Annotated in this window: 11 protein-coding genes; 4 read left to right on the top strand and 7 right to left on the bottom strand. The window is 40.1% G+C overall.

Annotated elements, in window-relative coordinates; genetic code table 11:
- The first annotated feature begins 7 nt into the window (after positions 1-7).
- The gene (mtnA, locus tag ACUXV2_RS05905; RefSeq protein WP_446246115.1) at positions 8-1,060 is read left to right on the top strand and encodes an S-methyl-5-thioribose-1-phosphate isomerase; all 1,053 of its coding nucleotides are present in this window, start codon (positions 8-10) and stop codon (positions 1,058-1,060) included.
- Positions 1,061-1,103: 43 nt separating this feature from the next.
- Here the strand turns inward: mtnA and ACUXV2_RS05900 are convergent, their stop codons facing one another.
- The 3 genes from ACUXV2_RS05900 to ACUXV2_RS05890 form a co-directional block, all read right to left on the bottom strand.
- The gene (locus tag ACUXV2_RS05900) at positions 1,104-1,697 is read right to left on the bottom strand and encodes a DUF2087 domain-containing protein (protein WP_446246114.1); all 594 of its coding nucleotides are present in this window, start codon (positions 1,695-1,697) and stop codon (positions 1,104-1,106) included.
- A 140-nt stretch (positions 1,698-1,837) separates the two neighbouring features.
- Entirely contained in the window at positions 1,838-2,302 is a 465-nt protein-coding gene (locus tag ACUXV2_RS05895) for a methylated-DNA--[protein]-cysteine S-methyltransferase (protein WP_446246113.1), read from the bottom strand.
- Between the two features lie 14 nt (positions 2,303-2,316).
- A complete protein-coding gene (locus tag ACUXV2_RS05890; protein WP_446246112.1) occupies positions 2,317-4,470 on the bottom strand; it encodes a PAS domain S-box protein in 2,154 nt (717 codons plus the stop codon).
- A 173-nt stretch (positions 4,471-4,643) separates the two neighbouring features.
- On the opposite strand from ACUXV2_RS05890, the gene ACUXV2_RS05885 reads away from it, so the two are divergent.
- Together ACUXV2_RS05885 and ACUXV2_RS05880 are read left to right on the top strand one after the other, a co-directional pair.
- Positions 4,644-5,669, top strand: coding sequence for an acyltransferase family protein (locus ACUXV2_RS05885; protein WP_446246111.1), 1,026 nt, complete (start codon positions 4,644-4,646; stop codon positions 5,667-5,669).
- 580 nt (positions 5,670-6,249) lie between these two features.
- The gene (locus ACUXV2_RS05880; protein ID WP_446247005.1) at positions 6,250-7,986 is read left to right on the top strand and encodes a B12-binding domain-containing radical SAM protein; all 1,737 of its coding nucleotides are present in this window, start codon (positions 6,250-6,252) and stop codon (positions 7,984-7,986) included.
- A gap of 49 nt (positions 7,987-8,035) precedes the next feature.
- On the opposite strand, the gene ACUXV2_RS05875 is transcribed toward ACUXV2_RS05880, so the two are convergent.
- From ACUXV2_RS05875 to ACUXV2_RS05865, 3 genes are all read right to left on the bottom strand, one after another.
- Complete coding sequence (locus ACUXV2_RS05875; protein ID WP_446246110.1) at positions 8,036-8,164, bottom strand: hypothetical protein; 129 nt, start codon at positions 8,162-8,164, stop codon at positions 8,036-8,038.
- Positions 8,164-8,325 carry a hypothetical protein gene (locus ACUXV2_RS05870; protein ID WP_446246109.1) on the bottom strand — a complete coding sequence of 54 codons (162 nt, stop codon included), beginning with the start codon at positions 8,323-8,325 and terminating at the stop codon, positions 8,164-8,166. Before ACUXV2_RS05870 ends, ACUXV2_RS05875 begins: the two co-directional genes overlap by 1 nt.
- Positions 8,326-8,411: 86 nt before the next feature.
- Complete coding sequence (locus ACUXV2_RS05865; protein WP_446246108.1) at positions 8,412-9,764, bottom strand: TrkH family potassium uptake protein; 1,353 nt, start codon at positions 9,762-9,764, stop codon at positions 8,412-8,414.
- Positions 9,765-10,096: 332 nt separating this feature from the next.
- On the opposite strand from ACUXV2_RS05865, the gene ACUXV2_RS05860 reads away from it, so the two are divergent.
- Positions 10,097-10,297: an alpha/beta-type small acid-soluble spore protein gene (locus ACUXV2_RS05860; RefSeq protein ID WP_032089084.1), complete on the top strand. Its 201-nt coding sequence runs from the start codon at positions 10,097-10,099 to the stop codon at positions 10,295-10,297.
- A gap of 134 nt (positions 10,298-10,431) precedes the next feature.
- Here ACUXV2_RS05860 and ACUXV2_RS05855 read toward each other — a convergent pair whose 3' ends face one another.
- Complete coding sequence (locus ACUXV2_RS05855; protein ID WP_446246107.1) at positions 10,432-11,526, bottom strand: anti-sigma-I factor RsgI family protein; 1,095 nt, start codon at positions 11,524-11,526, stop codon at positions 10,432-10,434.

Below are 11,526 nucleotides of genomic sequence, written 5' to 3'. Positions count from 1 at the left end.
GCCAATCATGACGCACACAACCACCATTCCGACATCATTCATTTTTCGAGATGATCATTTAGAACTATTAAACCAGCAAAAGCTGCCTCATAGAGTTGAATATCTTCAACTCTATTCGCTAAAGGAATTCTATGACGCAATCGTCACATTGAAGGTAAGAGGAGCGCCCGCGATCGGTATTACTGCCGCCTATGGGCTTGCTTTATCCATGAATCGATATGATACAGGATGCCTGGCTGAATTCATGGGAAAATTCAAAGAGGATAAAGATTATTTATTTTCCTCCCGGCCCACTGCAGTAAATTTGGGATGGGCACTGGATTCGTTACAGAATGCAATTGAACGGGCACAGTCTGTCAATGAAGCAAAAACAATCCTTCTGCACTCAGCCATTCACCTTCATGCCGAAGATGAAGTCACATGCAGGAAAATCGGAGAGTATGGCCTACAATTACTAAATGATAAAAGCACCATCATGACCATCTGCAATGCAGGATCAATCGCAACCAGCAAATACGGGACAGCATTGGCACCATTTCATTTAGGGTCTGAACAAGGTAAAACGTTCCATGTATATGCCTGTGAAACACGACCAGTTTTTCAAGGTTCACGTTTAACAACCTGGGAATTGCAGCAGTCAGGTGTAAACGTAACACTAATAGCAGACAGTATGGCCGCACATACGATAAAGGAGAAAAATGTAGAAGCTGTGATTGTAGGGGCAGACAGGATAGCTGCAAATGGAGATACAGCAAACAAGATCGGGACATCAATGCTCGCCATTTTGTGTAACCATTACGATATCCCATTTTACGTGGCAGCTCCTTCTTCTACATTTGATATTACCCTTCCTTCAGGCAGCAGCATCCCGATTGAAGAGCGTGCCCCGGAAGAGCTGACTGAAATAAATGGTCATAGGATTCCCCCTCGGGATACACTTGTATATAACCCTGCGTTTGATGTAACCCCGCATGAATTAATTACAGGAATCATCACCGAAAAAGGCATCCTTACCCCTTCCTATGATGAAAGCATCAGAAAAGTGATCTCTCAATCCTAACAAAAAAACCTTCCTTCACCGGAAGGTTTTTCACATCCAAACATCACTTATATAAGGGAGTGGATCCCCACATTTCCTTTGGATTCAGTTCATAAATACCATTTTCCCTGAACATGAACTGGTGGATGATGAACTCCCTCCTTAAGGTTGCAAAATCGTCATGAAATTGCTTGATGTACTCATTGATTTCTTTTTCACTGTATTTTGTCCCAACCTTCAATCCTTCTACCATGTGTTCAAGCAGGAAAAGTTTCTTCTTTTGTTGAGCAGGTATGGATTTCAATCTTCCATTCTTCTCCATGAAGTTATTCAACACTTTTTGTTTCTCTTTCAGTATTTTATCGTGCATTTCAGGATCCCCTTCCCCTTTATTCGTGAAGCGATCAAGGACACTTGCATGATGCGCCAGCACTTTTTTGTTTAAGAAATAGTAAATCGTATTCTTTTCCCTTCTGGAGTATACGAGATTGCATTCCTTCAGTTTGTTGAGATGATGTGAAATTGTAGGCGCTGTCAACCCCAGTTTTCCTGCGATAGCCCCGACATGCAGGGAGTCCGCTGACAGGAGATGCACAATTTTTATGCGCGTGGGGTCACCCATTGTTTTATGAAAAGCCACTTGTTTATCCAGCTGCAACTTTAATCCTCCTCACTAATTAGATTACCATCTAATTAGATAATAATCTAAATAGATAAAAATGACAATAGATATATGAATAACACCACCTTTTATACAAATAAAAAAAAGCATTTTTCCGTAGAAAAATGCTTTATACATTACTTCGCTTGTTCAAGGTTCAGCAGGATTCCTTTCTTATCTACTTGCTTTCCGGCATAGCCGGTCAATGTATTGTTCTTCCCTATCACCCTATGACAAGGTACGATGATGGGAAACTTATTGGCTTTATTGGCTTGTCCTATTGCCCTGACTGCTTTTGGCCTGTTAATACGTACCGCTACGTCCACGTATGAGCAAGTTGATCCGTATGGGATTTCACTTAACGTTTTCCAGACTTCCTGTTGAAACTCTGTTCCTTGTATTTTGAGAGGGAGGTTAAATTCTTTCCTCTCTCCTCTGAAGTACTCTTCCAATTGACGCTCAGCTTCTATTAATATTGGGTGCTCTGTCTCTGTGGCAGCTTGGTCTTCAGGGGCAAACTCCAACGATAACAACTTGTCGTGATCAGCCTGGATCTCCAAGACACCAATCGGACTTTCCACAAACAGCGAATAGACAGACATGAACGCTCATCTCCTTACATCTTTGGTAAATAGATATGAAAAACAGTGCCTTCTCCTATTTTACTTTCCACTTCTATTCTACCGTTATGTTCTTTTATTATATTAAAGCTTACCATCAGTCCCAGTCCAGTTCCACGTTCTTTCGTCGTATAAAAAGGTTCACCAAGCTTTTTGATCTTATCTCTTGAGATCCCGCTTCCTTGATCCCTTATTTCTATATGGATGAAGTCATTTTCCATTTCATGGATGCCAATAGTGATTTCCCCTCCCTGAGTCATCACTTCAATGGCATTCTTGATGATATTGATGAACACTTGCTTCAATTGGTTGGGTTCTGCGTAAATGGGCGGCAGTCCGTCCTGATACACTTCATTGTACTGAACGTTATGCATGGTGGCCTGTGCACTCAACAATTCAACGGTGTCTTTCATGATCTTTATGAGGTTTGTTTCCTGATACTGAACAGCCTGCGGTTTTGCCAGGACAAGGAATTCAGTAATGATCGACTCGATCCTCTGCAATTCTGATGTAATGACATTAAAGTACATTTCATGATCTTTGCCAACACTGTTTTCCAACAATTGAATAAACCCTTTTAGAGCAGTCATTGGATTACGTATTTCATGGGCAATGCCTGCTGCCAGCTCACCTACCACACTCAGGGTATCTGACTTTCTCAACTGTTCCTGCATCTCTATTTGCTCCGTGATGTCACGGATGATCGTTAAATTGAGATTGGACAGCAAGTTATATTTGGATGATAATTCGATATATTGCAGCCGGTCATCATGTGAACGGAACGTTTTTAAGAAGCTTGACTGCCCCTCTTCTTTTAACTGCACCAAATAATCATGATAAGTCTCGTCATCGGCTTTGATGCTTAATATTTCCCGCACGTCTTTCCCGATTAAATGATCTTTGTCGAGATGTAATATTTTGCTTGCCTCTGGATTTGCATCAACCACGACATAATTATGATTCGTCAGGAATAAACCATCCAATGATCCTTCGAATATTTTCCGGAACCTTTCTTCACTTTCCCTCAGTTCCTTTTCCATCTGGTATCTCTCGCTTACGTTCCTGAAGATCGTCATATTGTAGCCATCCACGGAATGAAGCTTGGAAGTGAACTCCAGATGCTTTAATTGGTTATTGGGCATCAGGAAGAGGACTTCATCCCTTACTGCACCGCTTTTGTACAGCTGCTCCATGACAAGCTCGAACTTTTGGATCTCCAGAGGATAGACGAAGTCTTTGATTCTTTTAGATAAAAGTTCGGATAAAGAGCATTCAAATATCTTGAGAGCTGAGGCATTCGCTTTTAACACTCTACCATCCTGGTCCCACAGGACGATTGCATCGATCGCCTCCTCAAATAACCCTTTGAATAGTTCTTCATTTCTTTTCACCTGAATTTCCATTTGCCTTTTTTCCGTTACATCCCTGAGGATCGCCATATGAAGCTTATGGTGAACAAATGGGCTTGTGGTAAACTCTACAATAGAAATTCCATTGTCCCTTTTGATCGGGATTTCCCCTCTTGCTTTTCTGTTTTTAGAAAGCAGTTCTTTAATTTTATCTATTTTATAATGGGAATTCTCAGGTATGAACGAGCGTACGTTACGTTTAATGATCTCCTTTTTATATAGACCTACTTGCTTAGAAAACGCCTGATTAACATCATTGATATTTCCCTCGAGGTCGAAAAGGATAATTCCTTCCGATGCATTCTGGAAAATATTCGAAAGGAGATGGACATTGAGATGATCTTTTCGTTCGATTTCTTTGGATTTGGTCACATCTTTAAAGTACAGGTACGCATTAGTAGAAACGGATGATTTTTTGAGAATCAATTCTATATGGATGATTTTATCGCATTTAGTATTCATAAGCGTCTCGTCTTCAAGAGACTTTCCTGACTCCATTACCTCTTGATAATGGGCGACGATCGGTGAGGGTACAGATGTAAAAAAGCTGTTGAACAGTTGGCCGGTCAACGATGCAGGTTCAGTTTTCAATATGCTGCATGCTTGATCATTGGCATAACAAATTTTCATTTCATTATTAATGACAAACATTGCCATAGGTGACGCTAAGCAAATCTCCCTATCGACAGGATGACATTCTTCCTTATATAACTGATTTTCCAACTTGCTGCTTTTAGTCATTTCTACATCCCCCTATATTGTTAAAAGACGACTTTCGGCTTAACTGCAATATTGTTTGAATAGTACCTTATGTTATTGGTGATAATTAACAGTGAAATTCAGGTTTCCCACGTTGTATCCTAGGGTAGAAATTTAATTAGCGTATATTTTTGACAAAAAGACGGTGATGATTTATGAAACAACGTGATTCTTATTTTGATAATGCAAAATTCATTTTAATCTTTTTAGTGGTCTTCGGCCACCTAATCCGGTCATATATAGAGAGCGATCCCGTTATCCTCTCACTTTACAAGACGATTTACACATTCCATATGCCTGCTTTCATATTAGTTGCAGGTTTATTCGCAAAAGGGTTCTATAAAAAAGGCTATATAGGAAAACTCGCTAAAAAGTTGATTCTGCCCTATATCGTGTTCCAGCTCATCTACACCATTTACTATTATTTCTTATATGACAAATCATCTTTTGAACTTGATCCATTGAACCCGCACTGGTCATTATGGTTCCTGATCAGCTTGTTCTGCTGGAATGCACTGCTGTACGTGTTTATTAAATGGTTTAAATTCAAGCCGGTGATGGGATTGTCAGCAGCATTTGCTCTCGGACTGCTGATCGGTTTTATCGACGAGGTCTCAACTTATTTAAGTTTATCGAGAACATTTGTCTTCTTTCCTTTTTTCCTATTGGGCTACTATATGAAGAAAGAGCATTTTGAATATTTTCAAACCACTAAAGCTCGTGTTTATGCAGGGATAATGTTCGTACTGGTATTCTTAGGAATGTACTTCGTTCCGGAGTTTTCAGACAAATGGCTGCTTGGATCAAAGCCATATGGAGATTTCGAATGGAATGATGTCATCAGCTTAGGAGTCAGGGCGATTGTATATACCCTGAATATCGTTATGATTTTCAGTTTCTATACGTTTGTACCAAGCAAAGAGCAATTCTTTACAAATTGGGGAAGAAATACACTCTACGTATACTTGCTTCACGGCTTTATTATCCGTTTGTTCAGGGTAAGTGAGATAAAGGATTACATCGACCCCACTGCAAGTCTATTGTTGCTGCTGGCTGTTTCGCTCGTTTTGACGATGATGTTTTCGACGAAGCTTTTTACATCCATTACCCAGCCGATCATTGAGCTGAAATCGACAAAACTTCAAAAGTTCCTCTCAAAAAGAGAGATGAAAACAAGGTAATACCAAAAGCGGAGGCGGCTCGTTCAGCCCCGACAAGCATAAGCTAAATGGGCCGGGAAGGCGTTCTTTGCCTTCTTGGACCATTTAGCTTATGACCCCGAGGGGCTAGCCGCCGCAGCTGGATGATACCAAAAGCGGAGGGGCTTTGACCAGAGGCGACAAGCTTAATGCGATTCCACCGGAAAGGCGTTCTTTGCCTTTTTGGTGGAATTGCCTTATGACCTCGAGCCTCTAAGCCCCGGAGCTGGATGACATTACCTCTACACCGATAAAGGGCTGACCACATATACAATGGGTCAGTCCCTTTTTTTAATATAAGAAAAGCAATATATACCAAAAGTTATGTCAAAACTTATGTTTACACTTTATATAATTCGGAATATTTCTCTAAAATCCTTCCTATTCAAACAATAATTTCGAATTACTTTTAGACAAATATTGAGCTTTTTCTCTCCCTCCGATAAAATGGGTAGAGCAGTCTTCCATACGTTGTTTCACCCATTTTATGAAAGAATGGTTTTATATGAAAAATCATCCAGCAAAAGATGGAATGATGAAATTAAAGAAGGAGTTATTCTTAATGAAGAAAGTCGTATTAAGTACGTTAAATGCAAAATATATTCATACCAATCTGGCCATTCGCTGTCTAAAGGCTTATATAGAGCCCGACTATGAAGCAGAGCTCGCGGAGTATACGATAAAGGACCCGATCCTGAACATTGCTACTGATCTGTTCTCAAAAAAGCCGGATGTCTTAGGATTCAGCTGCTATATTTGGAATATTGAAGAGACAATCAAAGTCATTCAAGTACTCAGAAAAATCCTCCCAGAGGTCAAGATCGTTCTTGGCGGTCCTGAAGTCACTTATGATGTCCCTTACTGGCTTGATCGTTTGAAAGGCGATGTGGATTTCATCGTACTTGGTGAAGGTGAAGAGACCTTTAAACAGCTCCTTGAGCAAGTCCATGGTCAGGAAGATTGGTCTATGGTTCATGGGATTGCCTATTTAGAAAATGATAAGCCTGTCGTAAAACCGCAGCAAAATAAAATTGATCTGCGCAATGTTCCTTCTCCCTTCAGATTTGAAGAAGACCTTCCTTACCTTTCCAAGAGGGTTACCTATATCGAAACGAGCAGGGGCTGTCCATTTCGCTGCCAGTTCTGCCTTTCTTCGATAGAAGTAGGCGTCAGGTACTTTGACCGAGAAAAGGTAAAGGATGATATCCGTTTCTTAATGAAGAACGGAGCAAAGACCATTAAGTTTGTTGACCGCACATTTAATATCAGCCGTAGTTATGCGATGGAAATGTTTCAATTCCTGATTGACGAGCATTTACCGGGCACTGTCTTTCAATTTGAAATCACGGCAGACATCATGAGGCCGGAAGTCATTGAATTCCTTAATCGAGAAGCACCTGCTGGTCTATTTAGATTTGAAATCGGTGTGCAGTCGACCAACGATGAAACCAACGATCTTGTCATGAGAAAACAAAATTATAAAAAGCTTACAAGAACGGTGACCATGGTTAAAGAGGGCGGAAAAATCGATCAGCACCTGGACCTGATTGCAGGGTTACCCGAAGAAGATTATCAATCATTCCGAAAAACCTTTAACGATGTATTTGAAATGCGCCCCGAAGAGCTTCAATTAGGTTTCTTGAAAATGCTGAGAGGGACGGGGCTGAGGATTCGGGCCAATGATCATCAATACACCTACATGGACCACTCCCCTTATGAAATACTTGGAAACAACGTATTATCATTTGATGATATCGTCAGAATCAAACAAGTGGAGGATGTACTTGAAAAATATTGGAATGATCACAGGATGGACCAGACGGTTGAATACCTTGTTACTCATTGTTTCGAAACTCCTTTTGACTTCTTTCAGCAGTTCGGATCGTATTGGGAAGGCCGCGGATGGTCAAGGATCGGCCACCAGCTTGAAGACCTTTTCAAAAGGTTATACGAATTCCTTTCATCTCAAGAAAAGCATGATATGAAAGTTATTGAAGGACACATGAAAGTCGATTACTTAAGTAACCAGAAGTACAAGCCGCGTAAACCTTGGTGGGAACATGAAATGACGAAGGAAGAGCGATCAGGCATTTATCAGGAACTCTTACATTCTCCTCAAATCGCAGGAAAGGACTTTATGCAGTTAAACCTGTCTGAAAAAGAAATGTATAAACACACGCTTCTGGAAACCGTCGTTTCAGGAGATGGCAGGAACCGGTATGTGTTGGCTTACTTCGAACCTGCAACCGGCCGTTCCTCTCTCTTTTTGTTTGATAAGGAATTGAAACCCAACAAATAAGATGCCGTGCTGCAATACCCAACTGAAAAAGTGCCAAGCGAACATTCGCCTAGCACTTTTTCTTTTTATCTTTTTGTTTTTTGTTGTCTTTTAAAGAAGCTTCTATAAGCTTTGCTGCATTGACATCTCCAAATTCCTGTCCAAATTCTTCGCGGACTGTTTCCTTTTTCTTGTCCATCAGCTTCTTCCTTCCATTCCTTTGGCGGAATTTCTGTTATTAGCCTTGCTGGCATCTTCGCCATGTGTGTATTCTGCAGCAAATTCAGTTTCTTGTTTATTCTTTAATGGAGTCTTATTATTTTTTTCAGCCGCATCATGCTGTGCTTTACGTTTAGCCATGATTATCATCTCCTTTATGTGCTTACTTTTCCCTCATGTATGTATACTCATTCAAAAAACGGTGTTGAAATTCAACACCGTTTTTATCATCCAATGATGATTCTTTCTTTTGGATAATGATAGTTCGCCGTTTTTTCCTTGCCTCCGATCATAAAGAGGAAGGACAAGATGCCTACACGCCCGATGAACATCAGGATCATGATGACGCATTTACCTATTGTTGAAAGCTCTGAAGTTATCCCCAATGATAATCCTGTCGTCCCGAAGGCTGAAGCCACTTCGAAGATGATTTCAATCAAAGAATGGCTTTCTGTCAAAGTTAAAATGATTATGGAATTAAAGCATAGGATGGTTGCTACAATCGTAACGACCAATGATTTAATGATATCCTGCTCATGGATTTCCCTTCTGAAAATTTTTATTGTTTGATTACCCCTTGCGAAATGGAAGAGAAATAAAAGATTCAGTGCAAAAGTAGTCGTCCTGATTCCACCGCCGACTGAACTCGGGGACGCCCCAATAAACATCAAGCCGCTCAGTAACATTAAAGTCGAAGTTGAGAATTCTGCAACATTCATCGTTGCAAGTCCACCACTTCTTGTAGAAGCAGATTGGAACAATGCATAAAAGAAGGATTCATGCCACACCATGCCCTTAAAGAAATGATTGTATTCAAGTAAGATAATCATCAATGTTCCGAACACTAATAAACACGCAAACGTCAGGGTCGTGATTTTCGTAAAAAGTGAAAAATGATGCTTGCTTCTTTTACTATTCATCAAAAAATCCTTTGTCTCAATAAGGACAGGAAATCCGATTGCTCCCATAGTAATGAGGATGATCGTAATAAATTGAACAAAATAATCATGTTTAAAAGGGATCATCGACTGTCCGGTGATATCGAAGCCTGCGTTCGTGGTGGCACTTACAGAAGCGAATATCCCATGTATGAATGCCTCTTGCCAGGTAGGGTAATAACTCAGGAAATATACCCCTAATGTGAGACCCCCGATGATTTCAATGATGATAATAAGAAGCAGGATTTGTTTTAAAAGATTTACCAAGCCTGATAAATTGGTTTGATTTTGATCTGTCATGATCAACTGACGCTCTTTTAAGCCGATTTTTTTCCCTACGAGCAGCCAAAAGAATGTTCCCACTGCCATGACGCCAATGCCTCCGAACTGAAGGACGAATATCAACAGAAACACCCCTGTTGTACTGAATGTATCTGCTGTACTCACAACTGTCAGTCCTGTGACGCTCACTGCACTTACAGAAGTAAATAAAGCATCTATGAAATTCCATTCGACTCCGGGTTTATGGGCAACAGGCAGACTTAAAAGGATGGTTGCTACTGTCACTGCCAGCAAATAATAGGTGACAATCACTTGCGCCGGCGTCAATCTGTTTAGTTTTGAGCGTAATATTAACCACATATGTACTTCCCTTTCAAAAACAATAATCGTTTACTTTATCTATCTTAAATAAAATGGACATGGAAAGAAAGGAAAAATGCATATTCCCATTTATTTTATTCTTTCTTTCAAGCTCTTTTCACATACTTTTCTGGCTTAGATAGTATACAATACCCCAACTTAATCATTCCTCTATTGCAAATGGGGAATCATGTTTAAGGTTAAATCGTTTTGTTTCTCAAGTGACTGGCATCCGAATCAAATATTACCACTAATGAAGAACAGTAATATACAAATACTACTGATACGGAAGCAATTTAAGCTTCACGTTTTTAAAAAGGAGGCTGCCCACTATGGCTAGAAGCAGTAACAAATTATTAGTGCCTGGTGTTGAACAATACCTTGATCAAGTGAAATATGAAATTGCTCAAGAATTTGGTGTGACCCTTGGGTCTGACACTGTTTCCCGTTCTAACGGTTCTGTTGGAGGAGAAATAACAAAGCGTCTTGTAAAACAAGCTCAATCCCAGCTTTCAGGCGGACAAACTAAATAATATGGCAAAGCTCAGCCGGCACACGCCGGCTGACTATTACATTACATAATAAAATAAAGCAAATGAAAGGCTCATTCCGGATGAATGAGCCTTTCGTTTAATCAATTTATCAGAGAGCGTGAGTCTTTAATTCATTAATCATTCTTATCTCTGTTATTGTTTTCATGATTTTTTTTGTTGTTGGAGTCAGAATGGCCGTTCCCCTGATTTTCATGTCGAATTGATTTACCCTGCTCCTCACCGTTCTTCTTTTGACGATCATCTGTTGAGCTATTATTGTCTCTTTTATGGTTCTGTGAGCGATGATCGGATTCACCACGTTCTTTTTGAGAAGAAGCATTTCGGCTAGAAGCGTCATTTCTTTCACTGCCTTTGTTTTGCCCGGAACCTTGATTCATTCCATTCCCGTTACTTTTTCCATTTGAGGCAGGATTGTTATTTTGTTTCGGTTTATTTTTCTCTTCTTTTTCAACGGACTGATTTGGAACAGACACTGCTGGATTTTCTGCCTTTTTGTCTTCCATTTCTTTTTTGGAAGGAGATTCTTCTTTACCTTCAACAGGATTGACGATGGTTTTTTTGTCTTTATCAACCGTTTCTTTAAGAAGTGTACCTGCAGTCATGCCTTTCTTTACAGCCTCTTCCCTGACATCATTTGTTGTTTCGTTTATGATGATTTCAGCACTATGCATATTGTTATAATTCTCAACGAAGTCATTCAAGTCTTTCAGAAATGCTGAATGTGATTCATCCTCCGATAAATCCGTAATTGTGGAGGTAATCCAAACATCTTGGCCATTTTTTAAATACCCAAGCTTTTCACTCAGACGAAGGATTTCTTCCGCGACATCACTTACCTCTTCATTCTTCCAATCCTCAAGTCTCTTTATGAGGACTTTTCCATCTTCATTATAAGGAGTAATGTCGATTACTTGCTGCTCTTTGTCTAAGGAAAGTTCAAGGCTCGGATTAATGTCCATTGAGACATATGCATATGCTTTATCACCCTGTAAGAAATTCGTGGCGAAGAGGGCAATCATAAGGATCGCTGCTGTCAGAATCGATGCAGCTGCCTTCCAATTCTTCTTCACTGCTACTCGCTTGTCTTTATTTACAGGGTAGAAAGGAATTTCTTCACCAATCGAATAATGCCTGTTTGGCGTTTTCTTTCCATTCATAAACCGTCCATCCGGCGTCATCACAATGAGTACATCATGTCTAATTTCCAT

The sequence above is a fragment of the Rossellomorea sp. NS-SX7 genome, from assembly GCF_052828565.1.
Note: the sequence above shows the minus strand (reverse complement) of the source record. Positions and strands in the feature narration are given on the sequence as shown.

What these genes read in the sequence shown, in the direction of transcription:
- mtnA (WP_446246115.1), top strand. Translation starts at nt 8, where the DNA reads ATGACGCACACAACCACCATTCCGACATCATTCATTTTTCGAGATGAT.
- ACUXV2_RS05895 (WP_446246113.1), bottom strand. Translation starts at nt 2,302, where the DNA reads ATGTCTGTCTATTCGCTGTTTGTGGAAAGTCCGATTGGTGTCTTGGAG.
- ACUXV2_RS05890 (WP_446246112.1), bottom strand. Translation starts at nt 4,470, where the DNA reads ATGACTAAAAGCAGCAAGTTGGAAAATCAGTTATATAAGGAAGAATGT.
- ACUXV2_RS05885 (WP_446246111.1), top strand. Translation starts at nt 4,644, where the DNA reads ATGAAACAACGTGATTCTTATTTTGATAATGCAAAATTCATTTTAATC.
- ACUXV2_RS05880 (WP_446247005.1), top strand. Translation starts at nt 6,250, where the DNA reads ATGAAGAAAGTCGTATTAAGTACGTTAAATGCAAAATATATTCATACC.
- ACUXV2_RS05875 (WP_446246110.1), bottom strand. Translation starts at nt 8,164, where the DNA reads ATGGACAAGAAAAAGGAAACAGTCCGCGAAGAATTTGGACAGGAATTT.
- ACUXV2_RS05870 (WP_446246109.1), bottom strand. Translation starts at nt 8,325, where the DNA reads ATGGCTAAACGTAAAGCACAGCATGATGCGGCTGAAAAAAATAATAAG.
- ACUXV2_RS05865 (WP_446246108.1), bottom strand. Translation starts at nt 9,764, where the DNA reads ATGTGGTTAATATTACGCTCAAAACTAAACAGATTGACGCCGGCGCAA.
- ACUXV2_RS05860 (WP_032089084.1), top strand. Translation starts at nt 10,097, where the DNA reads ATGGCTAGAAGCAGTAACAAATTATTAGTGCCTGGTGTTGAACAATAC.
- ACUXV2_RS05855 (WP_446246107.1), bottom strand. Translation starts at nt 11,526, where the DNA reads ATGGAAATTAGACATGATGTACTCATTGTGATGACGCCGGATGGACGG.